Source organism: Ruania halotolerans, from assembly GCF_021049285.1.
Taxonomy (GTDB): Bacteria; Actinomycetota; Actinomycetes; order Actinomycetales; family Beutenbergiaceae; genus Ruania; species Ruania halotolerans.
This window is the reverse complement of record NZ_CP088017.1, coordinates 3,049,489-3,064,855: the sequence shown is the minus strand read 5'-3', so window position 1 is coordinate 3,064,855 and position 15,367 is coordinate 3,049,489. Positions and strand designations below refer to the sequence as shown.

General features: G+C 65.4%; 15 protein-coding genes and 1 pseudogene. 9 read left to right on the top strand and 7 right to left on the bottom strand.

What is annotated here, in order from left to right:
- The first annotated feature begins 143 nt into the window (after positions 1-143).
- Entirely contained in the window at positions 144-410 is a 267-nt protein-coding gene (locus LQF10_RS13745) for a DUF3467 domain-containing protein (RefSeq protein WP_231064400.1), read from the top strand.
- A gap of 52 nt (positions 411-462) precedes the next feature.
- Here LQF10_RS13745 and LQF10_RS13740 read toward each other — a convergent pair whose 3' ends face one another.
- Positions 463-2,229 (bottom strand): sigma-70 family RNA polymerase sigma factor, encoded by a 1,767-nt coding sequence (locus tag LQF10_RS13740; protein WP_231064399.1) that lies wholly within the window; start codon positions 2,227-2,229, stop codon positions 463-465.
- A gap of 228 nt (positions 2,230-2,457) precedes the next feature.
- A complete protein-coding gene (locus tag LQF10_RS13735; protein WP_231064398.1) occupies positions 2,458-2,910 on the bottom strand; it encodes a winged helix-turn-helix transcriptional regulator in 453 nt (150 codons plus the stop codon).
- Between the two features lie 86 nt (positions 2,911-2,996).
- On the opposite strand from LQF10_RS13735, the gene LQF10_RS13730 reads away from it, so the two are divergent.
- From LQF10_RS13730 to LQF10_RS13720, 3 genes are all read left to right on the top strand, one after another.
- Positions 2,997-4,418 carry an MFS transporter gene (locus LQF10_RS13730; RefSeq protein WP_231064397.1) on the top strand — a complete coding sequence of 474 codons (1,422 nt, stop codon included), beginning with the start codon at positions 2,997-2,999 and terminating at the stop codon, positions 4,416-4,418.
- A gap of 668 nt (positions 4,419-5,086) precedes the next feature.
- Positions 5,087-5,635 carry a hypothetical protein gene (locus LQF10_RS13725; RefSeq protein ID WP_231064396.1) on the top strand — a complete coding sequence of 183 codons (549 nt, stop codon included), beginning with the start codon at positions 5,087-5,089 and terminating at the stop codon, positions 5,633-5,635.
- 265 nt (positions 5,636-5,900) lie between these two features.
- Positions 5,901-6,548, top strand: a complete 648-nt coding sequence (locus tag LQF10_RS13720; protein WP_231064395.1) for a DUF8453 domain-containing protein — start codon at positions 5,901-5,903, stop codon at positions 6,546-6,548.
- Here the strand turns inward: LQF10_RS13720 and LQF10_RS13715 are convergent.
- Positions 6,536-6,826 carry a hypothetical protein gene (locus tag LQF10_RS13715; protein ID WP_231064394.1) on the bottom strand — a complete coding sequence of 97 codons (291 nt, stop codon included), beginning with the start codon at positions 6,824-6,826 and terminating at the stop codon, positions 6,536-6,538. The two genes, LQF10_RS13720 and LQF10_RS13715, sit on opposite strands and share 13 nt — an antisense overlap.
- A gap of 79 nt (positions 6,827-6,905) precedes the next feature.
- Here LQF10_RS13715 and LQF10_RS13710 point away from each other — a divergent pair, with 79 nt between their 5' ends.
- Together LQF10_RS13710 and LQF10_RS13705 are read left to right on the top strand one after the other, a co-directional pair.
- Entirely contained in the window at positions 6,906-7,844 is a 939-nt protein-coding gene (locus tag LQF10_RS13710) for an AbiTii domain-containing protein (RefSeq protein ID WP_231064393.1), read from the top strand.
- 438 nt (positions 7,845-8,282) lie between these two features.
- Positions 8,283-8,903 carry a hypothetical protein gene (locus tag LQF10_RS13705; RefSeq protein WP_231064392.1) on the top strand — a complete coding sequence of 207 codons (621 nt, stop codon included), beginning with the start codon at positions 8,283-8,285 and terminating at the stop codon, positions 8,901-8,903.
- 130 nt (positions 8,904-9,033) lie between these two features.
- On the opposite strand, the gene LQF10_RS13700 is transcribed toward LQF10_RS13705, so the two are convergent.
- The 3 genes from LQF10_RS13700 to LQF10_RS13690 form a co-directional block, all read right to left on the bottom strand.
- Entirely contained in the window at positions 9,034-9,480 is a 447-nt protein-coding gene (locus LQF10_RS13700; protein ID WP_231064391.1) for a hypothetical protein, read from the bottom strand.
- A gap of 408 nt (positions 9,481-9,888) precedes the next feature.
- Positions 9,889-10,599 (bottom strand): hypothetical protein, encoded by a 711-nt coding sequence (locus LQF10_RS13695; protein WP_231064390.1) that lies wholly within the window; start codon positions 10,597-10,599, stop codon positions 9,889-9,891.
- Positions 10,600-10,806: 207 nt separating this feature from the next.
- On the bottom strand, positions 10,807-12,207 hold the full coding sequence (locus LQF10_RS13690) for an AlbA family DNA-binding domain-containing protein (RefSeq protein WP_231064389.1): 1,401 nt from the start codon (positions 12,205-12,207) through the stop codon (positions 10,807-10,809).
- Between the two features lie 219 nt (positions 12,208-12,426).
- On the opposite strand from LQF10_RS13690, the pseudogene LQF10_RS13685 reads away from it, so the two are divergent.
- From LQF10_RS13685 to LQF10_RS13675, 3 genes and pseudogenes are all read left to right on the top strand, one after another.
- Positions 12,427-12,722, top strand: a pseudogene (locus LQF10_RS13685) (CpaF family protein); the annotation flags it as partial.
- 659 nt (positions 12,723-13,381) lie between these two features.
- A complete protein-coding gene (locus tag LQF10_RS13680; protein WP_231064388.1) occupies positions 13,382-13,573 on the top strand; it encodes a helix-turn-helix domain-containing protein in 192 nt (63 codons plus the stop codon).
- Between the two features lie 468 nt (positions 13,574-14,041).
- Positions 14,042-14,956: an SDH family Clp fold serine proteinase gene (locus tag LQF10_RS13675; RefSeq protein ID WP_231064387.1), complete on the top strand. Its 915-nt coding sequence runs from the start codon at positions 14,042-14,044 to the stop codon at positions 14,954-14,956.
- Positions 14,957-15,064: 108 nt separating this feature from the next.
- Here the strand turns inward: LQF10_RS13675 and LQF10_RS13670 are convergent, their stop codons facing one another.
- Entirely contained in the window at positions 15,065-15,280 is a 216-nt protein-coding gene (locus LQF10_RS13670) for a hypothetical protein (RefSeq protein WP_231064386.1), read from the bottom strand.
- Positions 15,281-15,367: the final 87 nt, after the last annotated feature.

Sequence of the window (15,367 nt, the reverse complement as noted above, 5' to 3'; positions counted from 1 at the left end):
CCTGGTCTCGAGGTGTCGGCGCCGCGCGCCCGTAGAGGTGCTGACGGCTGGGGTGGCCGGTACGGTGCTAATGCCGACGAGTGATGAGGAGTACCTGCGACGATGGTGGTTCGTCATCCGGGTACGTCACGAGTGGAGGCTCAGTGAACTCAGAAAAGCGCGACCTTGCGATCACCGTTCCAGAGGATATGCACGTGGGAGTCTTCGCGGACTTCGCGCGGCTGTGGCACACATCCGACTCGTTCGTTCTCGATTTCAGCACGATGACGGCGCCACCGGCGAGTGAGGGAAGCTCCGCCGAGGTGGTTGCTCGCGTTCGGATCCCCACCGCGCAGGCGTGGGAACTGATGCGCGGCCTGGAGCGGCAGTTGACGGCGTGGGAGAAGGCGAAGGAACGCCGGGCCCCCTAACCCCCGCGGTCCGCTAGATCGCCGTGCTTCGGCGCTGAGCGCGCATCCTCGCTTACGGGTCGATCACCTGAAAGCTCACTGAGTTCCATGCGCCTTCGGCACCTGAATCGAGATCGACGTAGCGAATCTCGAGAGTCGACGGCCCGACTGCCTGCGGGCTGCTGACGAAGTTGGTGGGCGAGCCCGTGGCCTCGTGAACAGCGGTCGCGAGCGCGCCGTTGTTCCGGAACTGGATGCCGTGCCCAGCATCCGCGACGATGGTGACGATGACGTCGTCGAGTTCGCCGTTGCTGTTGACGTCGGAGTTCTCCAACGGCACCTCGTCGCCCTCGTCGATGCTGGTGATCAACGGGGCGAGAAAGTCCACCGGCCCGCTTGCCTCGCTGAGTGCGGAGACCTGATCGCCATCGACATGGCGGGCACGAAAAGTGATCCCGTCCCCGGCCGGAACGTCTTCAGGCAGGGCCGACCATGTTCCGTCAGCTCCCACCACGGCTGTGGCGACGACCGCACCCTGGCCGTCCACGAGTTCCACGTCGGCTCCAGGTACTCCTGTTCCCTCGAGGAGAGGGATCACATGGTAGGCGGCTGCGTTGAACGCCGTGATGGTCGGTGGGTCGAGTTCCACCGAAGAGTCGGTCGGTTCTGGGCTCGGGGTGGTGTCGGGCTCAGGCGAGGAGTCTGGAGTCGTCGTGCGGGGCGGTTGCGGTGCCACGGGTTCCGTCGTGGCACCGTCGGCTGGGTCGTCCGGTTCCGGTTGTCCTGCCGTCGGATCCTCGGGGAGCGGGCCGGTCCCCTGTATCGATCCGCGACCGGTGTCTGAGCCCGTTCCCGCGCCTGCACTCGAGTCCGCGTCTGTGGTCGGGGCATCTTGTGAGGGCGCGACCGCGGCCGGTGGGTTGCGCGGCGGAGGCGACTGGTCGGTCGCAATGGCGGGAATGAGGATCGTGAGGAGCACCGCGACCACCGCGGCCGCGACGATCGCCTTCCCGCGCGGCCGGGAGACGTGCAGCGGCCCCTTGGCAGGCAGCGCGAGGTTCGGAACGACACCGGCGAGGATGAGGGCGAGTCCTGCCTGGTTGAGGCGAGCGGCCGCATGAGTGAGATCGAAGAGCACTGCTCGGCAACGCGCACAGTCCTCGAGGTGATCCTCGACGACGCGGGATCGTCGGGCGGTCAGCTTTCCGCGCTGCCAGGACGCGAGCGAGTCGACCACACCTCGGCACTCAGGAGGTGCACTCGCGGAGTTGAGGTGGGACTCAAGCCACGCGGTGCGCAGCCGCTCTCGGGCGCGATAGGCGAGTGCGCCTGCGGCGCTGGCGTTCAGCCCGAACTCGGCCCCCACCTCAGCAAGCGGGCGGCCCTCCACATCCACGAGCCAGAGGATCTGCCGCCACCGCTCAGGCAATGTTCCGAACGCCTGGACAAGGAGGAGCCGGTCGAGCACGAGACCTTCAGACTGGGGTGCTGCCTCCTCGCGCGAGTCGAACACATCCCCGGCCTCAAGACCGTCTCGACGGCCACGAGAGTGCATACGTACAGCGGCCCGCCGAACAGAAGTGGTGATGTAGGCCCGGACATGGTCGCGGGGTCCGCCGCCAGCGCGTACAGCTTGCAACACCTGCAGAAATCCGACCTGCACGGCGTCGTCTGCCGCGGACTCACCCACGACCCTGCGGGCGGTCGCGAGCGCGGCGCGTTGGTGGCGCCGGTAGATCTGCGAGAACGCCTCGACGTCACCGGCTCGCACACGCGCCAACGCGTCGGCATCCTCCGCCGTGATCTCTGTGGCGTCGTCGAGGTCAGGTGCGTTGCTCACCGTGTACACCTCCCGAGGCTCGTCGAGCACGATCACGATAGTGGGCCGTCGGGGCACGGTTGCCCCAGAAGAGTGTCACCATCGTCAATCGAGTCTGCCTCACCGAGACGAATCGCAGGAGCGCGTGAGCGCGACCAAGGGCCGGCTCACTGTAGGAGTTGGGATGCCTTCGGCGTGAATCGGCGTCGGCCGCGGAGCTGACGTTGTGCGTGCTGCCACGAATCCCGCTCAGTTCGTTGGTTCGGCGCGGGCCTCGAGTTGTGCATCGAAGGCTGCTCTGGCGGCGATGATCTGCTGCTGGTGTTCTTCGGTCCACAACACGAGGGCTTGGATGGTGCCGATAAGCGTGCACCCCAGGGGTGAGAGGCGGTACTCGACGCGAGGCGGAACCTCAGCGTAGATAGTGCGTTGGATCAGGCCGTCGCGTTCGAGGTTGCGAAGAGTCACAGTCAGCATGCGTTTGCTGATGCCGTCGACCTTGCGGGCGAGCTCGCCGAACCGCAGCGTCTCCTCCTCCAGGAGTGCGATCACCAGCAAGGACCACTTGTCGGCAATGCGGTCCAGGATCTGCCGGACCTCACAGTCTTCCCTCGCGTCCCACTGGAATGCCTCCCACTTCTTCTCGTCCGCTGCTGACGCGGGCGCCGGGTCGGTTACCTCAGGGAGACCGGGTGACCTCATAGTGCCTTCTTGTGCCATCACTCAATGGTGACCCATCATCCTCTTGGTTACAAGTAGTGACTGTGGGCATATTCAAGGAGATGGTCGTGAGCGAAACAGTGGCGACGCAGTCGCCAGCACCCGCGCAGACAAGGCGGGCGGCCTGGGCGGTCCTGGTAGTGGTGTGCGGTGCCCTGTTCCTTGAGGGGATCGACATCGCGATGCTCAACGTCGCGATCCCCGCCATCGCTGCCGACATCGGCCTCGCCAGCGGATCGGCGCACTGGGTGATCAGCGCCTATGTGCTGGCCTACGGCGGTTTCATGATCTTCGGCGGCCGCGCCGCCGATCTGTTGGGACGGCGTCGGGTGTTCCTCGCCGCCCTGGTGCTTTTCGTCCTCTTCTCCGGTCTGGGTGGACTTGCGCAGGACGCCTGGGTGTTGATCCTCGCCCGATTCGTCACGGGTGCCACCGCCGGGTTCATGACACCAGCGGGCTTCAGCCTGCTCACCACGAGCTTTCCCGAGGAGCCACTACGCAATCGAGCACTCGCGATCTACGGAGCAATCGGCGCGGGCGGGTTCACGCTCGGCGTCATGGTCGGCGGCCTGCTCACCAACGCCAGCTGGCGGTGGGTGTTCTTCGCACCGGTCCTCATTGGTGCCTTGCTGTGGCTGGCGGGCCGGAAGGTGATCCGGGCCGATGTGGCTTCCACCGTGCCGCGGGCAGGATTCGACGTCGGTGGAGCGATCACCCTCACGCTGGCGATGATCGCGCTGATCTACGGCATCGTGACCCTGGGCGAAGAACAGGATGTGCGGTCCGGACTCGCCGCCCTGGCAGTAGCGGCGGTGCTGTTGGCGGTCTTCGTGACGATCGAGCGCCGGGTGCGCGATCCGCTGCTGCGCCTGGGAGTGCTACGCGAGGGTCTGCTGCTTCGCGTGAGTATGGCCGGGCTGCTGTTCGTTGGCGCGTTCTTCGCGTTCCAGTTCGTGATCACCCTGTACCTGCAGGAGTTCCGGGGCTGGAGCCCGCTCGCGACAGGTCTGACCTTCGCAGTGATGGGCCTGGACATGCTCCTGGCACCCCTACTCACGCACCGGCTCGTGGCCCGGTTCGGCAATGTTGCGGTGATGGTGGCAGGCTTGCTGGCTGGGCTCGCCGCGTTCGCACTGGCGCTTCGGCTCGATGACGCCTGGGGGTACTGGGAACTGTTCCCCTCGTTAGTACTGGTGGCGGTGATGTTCGCGCTCGTCTACGGTCCGCTCACCTCGGCGGCCGCCGAAGGGGTGGCCGAGGGTGAGCACGGGGTCGCCGGCGGCGTGGTCTACACCGCCTTCCAGTTCGGCGCGGCCCTCGGGGTGTCCGTGGTCACCATCGTGCTGGCCGGTGGCCACCATGCCGATGCGAGTGCCGTGGACTATCAGCGGGCGTTGATCGTGCCAGTGGTCGCTGCCGCGCTGGCGGTGCTGTTCGGGACCGCTGCGGGGATCAGGCGTCGCGCGGTCGTCGCGCCGGGGGCAGCGTGATGGTGAGATGGCTGCTCTACCCGGAGATCCGCGACGACGCCGCGGCCATCATCAGCGATATCCGATACAGCACGATGAGCACCGCTGATGGGGTGGACTCCAGCCGAGCGCCCGGGTGATTCTGGGGTCGCTTGGGTCTCACTGCGGCGGGGCGGCTGCCTGGGGCGAGGTGCGCGTGATTGCCGACGGCGGTCTCTCGCCCTGGCTCTGCAGATCCACTCTGCGCGCGCCGCATGACGCCCAGCACACGATGCGGATCACCACTCGCCGCGATCTGACCGGCGAGGCGGAGGCGGTGTGTGGGCTCGCCCGGAGGCGGCGGACCACTGGGATGCGGATGTTTGCGGGTTGAGCCGCGATAGCGCGCCTGTGCGAGGCATAGTAGGTGTAGCGGTCCGGTCCGGCCGAGGATCCTCCGGGACAAGGCCGGACCGCCGTGAGTGCAAGTCAGCGGTCATACCGACGCTTGAGGCCGAGGAGCCCACGGGCCGCGTCTGCGGAGCAGAGGGTCAGCCCGTTCGTCTTCACAAACCCCGCTCGATCTGTGCTTGCCCCCGGCCAGCGCGTGCCTCCAGTGCCGCGTCCGTCGGTGGCCGTCAGCGGGTTCCTCACTCATCGCGCCCCGTGGGCGCTACCGCCCCGACACCTGGGGCAGGAAGAGGTTCACCGTGAACCTCAAGCAGCAGCTCGCCGCCACCATCAAGGCCGCGACCGACATCCTCGACGGCGCCAAGAGCGCCAACCGTGACCTCACCCACGCCGAGAAGGCGGAGCTCGATGGTCACCTCGCCAAGGGCAAGGAGCTCAAGGCCAATATCGAAGCGGCCGAGCGGAGCGCCGCGCTCGTACAGGCGATCAGCGGACGGGGCGACGGTGGTGCCAAGGCTGGCCACCTGTCCGCGACCGACGCGCTCGGGTTGGAAACCAACCGCAACGCCTCGGGTGCGTTCGACCTCGGCGGGGCCATTGACCCGGCGGCGTCGACAGTCTGTGGCACCCGCTACGTGGTGGTGCCGGGCCTCGCCACCGGAGACGGTTACGTGGTCGGCGCCGACTCGGTCCAGCTCTCCACCGACGGAGCCGGAGTCCGGGCCGAGTGGGGCACGTCCGGCGATAAGTTCACCCGCAATCAGCTGGTGGCCCGCGTCGAGGGCAGGTTCAACTTGGACGTGACGAAGGCGCACGACGCCGTCCGGATGGCGCTGAGCGGCGCCTGACCGGACCGGCAGAGCCCCTTCACTCGTCGCCCGGGTGGAGGGGCTCTGTCATACCCCCACGAGGTTTCACGAGACGGACCGAGAGCGGCCTAAAGGGCCTGGCCTCTACCGCCGCCAGGGCCCGGTACGCCTCTCGCGCGCGCGAGAGGATGGGGGTCATGGTCGCGCGCAGGAGCCCTGCCGGACCACGGCTCCGTCGATGCTGCAACGCCGTGATGGCAACGCCCCTTCCCTCGTTTGGAGGGCCTGTGCCAACATCCAGACTATGGATGGTGCAGCGTGGGTAGCTCTCGTCAGCGCTGTCGTGGCGGTTGTGGCTCTGCTCTACACCGCCCGCGCTGCGAACTCAGCCAAGCGACAGGCCAAGGCGGCGGAGGACCAGACCGAGGTGCAGCGTGCGCAAACTGAACTCCAGCGCGAACTCGCGCGGCAGGCGGTGCAGCCGTACGTCTGGGCTGATGTGTTGCCCGACATGCAGCAGGGCACGATGCTGCACATCGTGCTCGCCAACTCAGGAACGACTGTTGCGACGGACGTCCGTGTGGTGTTCTCGCCGCCGCTCGTGGAGGGCACCGAGTACGGCGCTCGAGTTGAAGCAGCGCAACGCCGTCTTGCCAACGGCATTCGCTCACTCTCACCCGGGCGCGTGGTCCGTTGGTCCATCGGTCCAGGCCACCGGCTGCTGGCCGATGACGCGCCCCAGGTGTACCGAGTGCGAATCGAGGGACATGGGCCTCACGGCCCTCTTGACCCAGTCGAGTTCAACCTGGACGTGAACGATTGGCGAGAGTCTCGGGACGCCCCCGACGGATCACTCCATCACATCAGGAAGTCGGTGGATAACCTGACCGGCGCCGTGAAGGGCCTGAAGCGGTTGCAAACTCCCAGGGTCGAACCCGGTCAGCCGATGTAGACCGTGGTCTCGTCCTCGGCGACCACGTCCGGGTCGTCGTGCAGCGGCCGGTCGTACCACAGCGACACCTGCTGGCTCGTGGATACCCATAGGCGCTGGTGCCCGTGCGACGGGTCGGGCAGGACCCGCTCGTCGTTGCGGTACAGCTCATACGGCCCGGCAAGCCAGAAGCCGCCACCTGGTGTCGGAGGGTCTTCTAGAAGTGCACGGACCCGGTCTAGCGTGGCGTCAAGCACGCCGTCGATCCTGGTATCAGCGCCGATGCGAATTCCGCCCATGCCCAGCAAGTGTAGCGACGGCTCGTCACTTGCAGACGTATTGCGCACCAGTGTCGGTGGCATACCCTACGCTCCGACCATGACGGACACCCTTTTACAGTCCCTCCGCGCTCGGGTCATTGACGAGTCCGAGTCGCTCGCCGGACTGCTGCGGAAGTGCCTCATGCTTGGCGCCGAGACCGGTTCGGACGCGCTACAAGCCTGGGCGCGCTACGAGCTTCAAGGCTACGGCGCCGATGTCGATGTCCCGGAATACCGGCTTCTCCAGTCGCCACCAATCAAGGTCGACTCGATGAGCGGCGCGAAATGGGTAACTGATCAGCCATTCGACCGTCTGCAGCTCCCACTGGAAGCGCGGGAGTACGTGCCCGAGCGGCTCCCGTTTCGTCAGCCCATAGACGAGCTGGAGGACCTGGCAGGTTCGAGCACACTCACGTTCACGACGAGTGGCCTTGCCTATGCGCAGGCCATCTGGAACGCGAAGCTCGACATGTACCAACAGATCGTGGCCATACGCTACGCGCTGTCCGGCTCCACGCTCACGGGCATCCTGGGCCAGATTCGAACTCACCTGGTTGACCTCGTGGCCGAGCTCACCGCAGACACGCCACTCACCGAATTGCCGGACAAAACCCAGGTCGATGCAGCCGTGAGCCACCACATCGGCACCCAATACAACACCACGGTGCAGGCGCCCAGCGGACCCGTCGCAATCGGGACCGAGGCGAAGGCAACGTCGAAGGGGCTGACCGTCGCCGACGCCATCCAGTTGCTCGACGCGGTCCGAGACGCAGCCTCTGAGCTTGGTGATGCCGACAGCAATCGCGAGAAGCTTGTGGCTGTCGTGGACGAGTTGCGCGACCTGGTCGAGCAGGGCGGCGACACCGGCGAGGTGGTAAAGAAGGCTGGCAAGATGCGAGCCCTCGCCGAGCACGTCGGCGCACCGTCGGTTGTGGCCGCGATCGGCGGTGCCGTCGAGGCGGTGACCACCCTCGCGATGTCTGGCGCGTTCGGCTGAGGGCGCGGGCGTCCCCTGACTGAAGACACGCTTTTGCAGATTTTGCCCCCATACGGGCGAACTTGTCTTCGACAGCAGTGGCGAATCTGCTCGTTTCTCAGGACAAATGGCGTCTTGACCAACCGCAATCTGTGCGGGGGTCGGTGCCTCGTAGGTTTAATTCTTCTCCTCGACATGGCGATCGACAACGAGTCGCGTCGAGAAGCCGTCCGGTTCGCTGACTCAACTGCTGGATGAGAGAGCAGCCCTCCGCGCTCTCGGCGGCGAACCTCTAGGCCCCTGTCCCTCGCTGTGACGAAGACGCGGACGGAATGTCGGACCTCATCGCTAGCGTGCTGGCGTATCCACGATTCGAGGAGGCAGGACATGTCTGAAGTTTCCGTCGCAGTATCGCGACTCGGTGAAGACGACTCGCGAGAAGCGCAGAACGCCCGCGCTGTGAAGTGGCTTCTCGCCCAGCCCGGAGGCCCTGTAGTCGTCGTGACGCCGCGACGCGCGGTGCCGAGCGAGATAATCACCCTACTGATCGCCCGGCCCGAGGTGCGGCACCATGCCTGGCGAAGGTTCTCCGGCGGGTACTTCGATGGTCAGCGGGTGCTCTACGCCTGGCCGGATCGGAAGCATCTGAACGACGTGTGGAGCGTCGAAGCGGATGCGATCGCGGTCATCGAGTGGGGCATCGAGGAGACCGCAGAGTGGATCGAGGACGTGAACCCGATCCAACTTCTGCCCGGACAGACGCTCGAACCGGCGACTCGGGCGCGTGTAGCGCTGGAGCCGATGCCGAACGGCATCGACGACATCCTCGAGTACGTCGCCGGGATGGCTGCCGGTTACTCCACGGGGTTGAAGTGGAACGAGGAGGACAAGCTCAAGGCGGACATGATGAACCGTCCTGATCGCTGGGCTCCCGTCACTGTCGAGCAGGTGCGCGCGAAGTGCCGCGAGTTAGGCATGCGCGCCGACGACGTCGACACCGTCGCCGGCTTTCTGCAGCGCCGGAAAGACGGTCGACGCTTCAACGTGCGGTCGTCGTATCGGACGTTCCAGTTCAACTGAGTTATCAGCTCAAAGGGAAGGTTGTGTCGTGGTCGAGATCATTCTCGGCGTCATCGCAACCGTGCTCGCTTCCGTTATCATCGGCCTCTGGAAGCACCGGAAGTAACTGCCCGAGTGGATCCGTCGCGCACTAGACCATGTAGTCGCCACGAGGGGCTTGGGAGATCACGGGGTTGTACTCACCGTTGGTGGTGCGTTCGAGGCTGATGTAGAGGCTCATGTAATTCGTTGCCCTCAGCTCTGGGGCGAGGACGCCCCAGTGCAGGATTGTCGAGACGTTCCCTTGCCCAGAAATCCTCGCGGGATCGTGGCTCACCCTGAGTTCCTGAACCTCGAAGTCGTTCCCGTCGATCCAGGTGCGGAAGCCGATGACGACCTCCTGCTCCGAGTCCTTGCCCTCGCTCGGCGTCCAAGGAAGTCCGCCGAAGAAGTCATCGCGGAAGTAAACCGTGTGGTCGATGGCGGCGGACTCCCTGCTGAGGCGCAGGTTGCCGGTCGGGTTGCTCTTCGCGGACTTCACCTGCTGGGCCGCGGTGTTGTCGAGTTGTTTGAACCAGCGTCGTTGCACATCTGCCATCGGCAGAGGGGCCGGCCCCGCCAGGGCGGGCTGCCTCACCATCGCCGGAACTCCGGCTCTCCCCGCACCCGTGGCCGGGGCCTTCTTCGGTCCGTCGGCTGAGGACGCCGCTGCGATCTTCGAGCTGAGACCGGGAAGCTTCCGAAGTTCGACAAACACGGGCTTGAACAGGCCGTTGATCGTCGCCACGATCGAGCTGTCGTTGTCCTCAGGTGTGTCGGACTTCTTCTTCTGTACGCGTCGTGCTCGGCTCTCGGAGCCGATGATGATGTCGCCGCTTTGCTCGAGGCTCTTGATGAGATCCGCAGTCAGCGGGCTGCACGACGGACACGCGTGACGCGAGTGCCTGCCCGTGTGGCAACCGCGGGAGGCGTTGACCGCGCGACGGTCAGGGATGGCAAATGGGCGCTAGCCGCCCGCCTGACTCCACCCAAGCAGCGCCGGCTGGCGATCTGCCCAAACCTCGAGAGGCGTCTCGTCGAGCCCTAAGTAGGCGACGACGTGGTGCGCAGCGCGGTAGACGCTGCCGCTGGCTACGGCGAACTGCCACTGGACGTTCTCGGGCTGCGCAGTGAAGCCATGGTGCGTTCTGTCGTCGAGCTCCGTGGTTCGCGTCTGCTGCCGGAGCCGGTACAGCGACGGGTGCGAGAAGGACGAGAGACCGTCGTAGAGGCCCTTCCCGTTCAGCGCGTCGCGTCCGAAGTTGCTCACGGCCTTGGCCAGGGCCGCGTAGGACTCGCCGCCCACCGTCCAGTCCCCGGTCGGAGCCTTTCCCACGAACAACTCTGCGTCTGAGATGACTTCCCGAAACTTGACGAGTACGGCATCGCGTTCGTCGCTCAGCTCTCTTGCCTCGGCGGTCTTTCCCATGGACTTCGCATCGCTTCTCGCGAACGAGATGCTGGCGATCCACTCCATGTAGTACCGCGCGACCCGCCCCATCGGCTCTGCGTCCGTGCCCAGCAGCCAAGCCGCGCGACCGCAGTGCTCCGCCACGGCCCGCGTCACCGGCCAGCCCGTCAGGATGATCTCGGGGCCGAGCAGATGGGCGAGCGCGCGCATTTGCTGCGTCGCTGCCGTCACGTACATCGCCGCGTCATGAGCGATCGCGCGAGTCATTGCCTGCCTGTTTTCGATGGTGGCCGGAAGTGCCCCGGCTTCCAAAGCGCACCGGCTAGTCGGCGACGTCGCATCGCCGCAGCGGTAGGCGACCTCATCCCATGTCGACGCGAGGTCCAGCGACCCTACGCGGAGCTCCTCGTACGAGACCTGCTGATCCTTGCTCACTCGGTCGCCTCGCTATCTCGTCTCTGGGGTTGAGAACTACTAGCCCAGCGTGTCGTTCGTTGCCTCGATGCCGTGCGCCTCTGCCCACGCGCGTACCTCGCGTTGCTGGCCTGACCCCCAGTAGCGGAGGCGGAACTCGCCCTGCCGGGTGACCTGCCCCAGCTCGGCGACGCCGAACGACTGCGCCAACTCGTCCGACAGCCGCGCAGTTGTGGCGATGAGCTCGGGTCCCGGATCGGCGAGGTCGTCAATGTCAGCCATCGTCTCAGCCGTGACGGGCCCCGTCGTGCGCTCGCTGCTGCGTGAATCCCTGAAATGCTGCCTGCTGTGGCCGATCTCGAGGGTGCAGCCGTCGCTCGGGACGAGTGTCGCCCTGACAAGCGCGCCCCCTGCGGTGGCTGCACGGTCCCGTGCATGGGCGGCGAGGTGGTGTAGCCCTGACATCACGGCGAGCACGAGCCCCTCGTCGCTCACGAGCTGCCTTTTGCGCGTCTTGTCGTCAGACGGCCGTCTGTGTGCCTGCAGGTCAGGGACGTATTGCCCGAACGTGCCTGCCCCGTCGCAGTGGAACTCCGCCGCGGCCCATCGCGACTTCGCCTCGCCGGAGTTGGATCCGTCGGCGACGAGTCGGCGTCGCCCTACGTGGGCGCGCATGAACGAGATCCCGATGCGGACGCAGATCCTCACGTCCTTCCGGAGCACCTCCCGGTTGAACTCCTCGCGCAGGGCATGGGTCAGCTCCAGGTCCCCGGGGAGGTCGGGGACGAGGGAAACGATCAACCAGGGCATGTCCGTCGTGTCCAGACGGCCGCGCAGATCCTGCTCGACCTGCTTGATCCGATCGCCTTGGGACGCGGTCCGGGCGAACCGCTCGCGGTACTCGGCTGCGACCTCCGGCTCGGACAGGTAGCGGGTCGTGGAGCCGTTGCGCTTCGGGAACCGGAATCCGTCGTTGACGATCACCGCATGGGGCCCGGCCAGTGAGCGGGCCACGGCGACTAGGTAGTAGCCCGTCACGGGCGGCGCGTTGGCGGAGTCTTCCCGATCGGATCCCGAGTCCTCGTCGTCTGACGGCTCGGTCGCGGGCACGGCGATGACGTCGACGGCGGGAAGCGGCGACATCCCCGAGGCGATGATCTGGAGCATCCGGCCCTTCTCAGCGTCGCTGAGCTCCACGCCGGGAGCCGCGGTCGCCCGGGCCTGCTCGTCCTCGGCCACGCCGATGACGATCACTCCGCCTGCGGTGTTGGCGAGCGCCGCCACGTCGCCGACCAGGTCGCGCTTCGCAGAATCGGAGCGTCCGTACAGCTCCTCCTTGAAGTCCAGGTCGAACGTTTCGGCCACGCCGTTCGTCACGAGTGACTGGATGTGCTCGGCGGTCACGGCGTCGAGCTCAGCGCCGAAGACGGAATCGAGACGTCGGGACCTCAGGCTGCTCATGGTGCCATTCTCGCGGACACCGCTGACATTGCGACTGAGCGGAGGGCTGAGTCTTCTCCATGATCCGGGTCCGGCGTCTCGACGATCCGCCGGTGAAACTCAACCACGAACATCGGGACAGTCCACCCGTGGGGCGTTGAACTGATCCGGCGCACTCGGCATGAGTTGAGCACGCGTGGACGTCACTTGGATTCGAGGAGAAGTAGTTCAACCACCGACCCGGGTAAGGATTTCGTTGCCCACCATGGCCGAGCTGAACTCACCAAGACGCTGCTCGCCGAAGGGCAGGTGCACGACCTCGTCGAACGTATGCTGCGCACCTCTGGGCGTCGCCTCGACCTGAGCAACCCGTTCGTGGATGCGTCTCTGCCGGTGGGGAGCGACTGCACGTGGTGATTCCCGACGTGACTCGCCGGCACTGGGCTGTGAACATCCGCAAGCACTTGGTGCGAGCACGGCGTCTCAACGATCTCGTGGTGCTCGGTTCCCTCTCCGAGCAGACGGCTGCCTTCCTCTGTGTAGAAGTGGGACGAGTCAAGAGTTGGGCGTGTCGAAATTTGGGCGTGTTCTAGAAGAACTTCGACACCAACCCGACCACGACGACCGCGACCGCCCAACCAGCGCCCACTACGGCGGATGCGGTCCACACCTTGCGCTCTAGCGCCCTGAGCCGTGTCTCCGTGTCCGACTGAGCGTTTTCCATGTGCGCCTTCTCCCACAGGGGAGTGGGACGGTGGTGTTCGTTTTGCTGCCCATCTCAGTGGTCTTCGCGGTGTTCCCGGGGCTGTCGGTGCTCTCGATCTAGCAATGTCGAAATCAGAAGCAGACAGGATGAGGAACTGGTGGAGCTCACTCAAGGCTCGCTTACGGGAGGACCCTGAACGAGGCGACGTGCCTGGGTGGGTACTCGTGACATTGATGAGTGGTGCCTGCGCTCACCCGCGTTTCGCGCCATGATGTGCTGATGGGTCGTACGTGCGCTGTGGTGGGGTGCGATCGCCCGGCGAAGCAACGAGGCTTGTGCAACACACACCACTCGAGGTACCGGAAAGGGCACCCGATCGTGGGGCCCGTGCGGGTGCGGGAGCGCTCCTGCAGGGTGTGCGGTGCCGCATGGTGCCTACTGCCCGGGGCGGCCGATGACCGTGTGCTGTGCGGGAGTCACGCGTGCTGGGTGCTCGCCCACTCGGCGACGTTCGAGATCCGCAACGGTCCCCGCAACGAACAGATCCTCGCCGCGGTGCACGCGGGTGAGAAGTACGACGAGATAGCCGCCCGCCTCGGGGTCTCGAAGTCGACGGTCAGCCGGGTCGCTCGGGCGGCCGGGGTCAGGAAGTACGCCTACGCTCCACGTCGCCGGCGCTAACCCACGCCCCGATCGTCCGCCGGCGGTCGTCAAGGATCTGCACGAGCACACTGTCCCGGTGCCAGGCGACGGCTACGGTCTCGATGGTCTCCTCACCGTCGGTCCCCCACACAATCCGCACCCGCACGGGGATCGCAGGCCATCGACGGCGATGGCGGTGAGTGTCGCGCGAGGCGGTGACGCCCTCTGGAAGTGTCGGCGAGCCGCGTGCGTCCAGATCTGCCGGCTGCTACTCTCGCGCCAACCCGTCACACAGACGCCCCACCACCACAGACGCCACGGAGTACTCGAAATGACTGACATGTCTCTCGCTGCCGAGAACGACACGGAGCAGATCCAAGAGTTTTACGAGCAGATCGGCCTTGGGTCTGTGAAGTCTCGAACACAGTTCAGTATGTTCGAGCCAGTTGACTCCAAGGTGACGTTCGACGTTGTGGTTTCCACGACCTCGCAGCCCTTTTAGTTCGGATGCCTAGCTGGGATAAGGTCCAAGCAGAAATCCACAACGCTGGCTCGGCCTTTGATATAAAGCGCCGATTCTACGTCGAAGAGTTGGCGCGCTATACCGGCCGTAACGTTATCATCTACTACTCTGGATGGCTAGAGAAAGAGGCGCTGCTCCGGCAGGGCCTCACAGGTGCCGAGGTCAATGATGGTGACAAGAATGCCTTCATGGCTACGATCCATAAGTTGGACCGCAGTAATGGGCTCGACCTTGTGTTGCACACTCCTGGCGGGAATGTCGCAGCCACCGAGTCGCTCGTGGACTACCTTCGTGTAATGTTCAACGGGGATATTCGCGTGATCGTTCCGCAGCTCGCGATGTCTGCTGGAACAATGATCGCGTTGGCTGCCAAGACGATCATAATGGGTAAGCACTCGAGCCTAGGCCCGATTGACCCACAGATAAATGGCACGGCGGCCCACGGCATCGTGGAAGAGTTCAATAAGGCCAGGAGCGAAATTGCCGCCGACGCCTCAGCCGTGGCTATCTGGCAACCTATCATTGCGAAGTATCCACCCACGCTAGTTGGCGAGTGCCAGAAGGCGATCGCCTGGGCGGATAACATCGTAAAAACATGGCTCATGACGGGAATGTTCTCCGATCGGCCCGATCCGGAAAGGGATGCTGAGCGTGTGATCACTGAGCTTGGGGACCATGCCCTCACGCTCTCTCACGACCGTCACATCAGCGCTGCGAAAGCGACTTCTCTCGGCCTTGAAGTTGAGATGCTTGAATCAGACGAAGAGCTTCAGGAGAAAGTTCTCACCGTCCATCATGCGTGCGCACAGACGCTTGCGTCCACTCCCGCCTTCAAGATCGTCGAGAACCACGAGGGTGTCTCGTACATCACATCTGTGAATGCTCGGCCCGCAGACTAGTCGACCCGCATACAGACGGGAGTGCGCCTCGCTTCGGGCACACACGAAAGTCGCCCCCGCCCACCATGACGGTGAGCGGGGGCGAGTCGTTCCGCGGGCTTAAGCGGGTCAGGCCGTGTCGGTGTCCTGGTATTCCTCCGGGATACCCTTCGACGTGATCGACAGATACGCCGCGAGACCGGCCAGTGGGGGCGAGAGCAGCGCGGCTACCGCGGTGGCACCGATCAGGATCGGATCGGGGTCCTGGACGAGGGTGACGATCGCGCCGGCGCTGATACCGCCAGCGGGGATCACGGCCGCGTAGGACTGGGCGGTGGTGCGCACGAACGCGCGCTTGGCGGCCAGGCGGCCTTGGCGGGGACGATGCTGGACATGAACAGTGTTCCTTCCTGTGTGCGCGCGTGGCGCGGG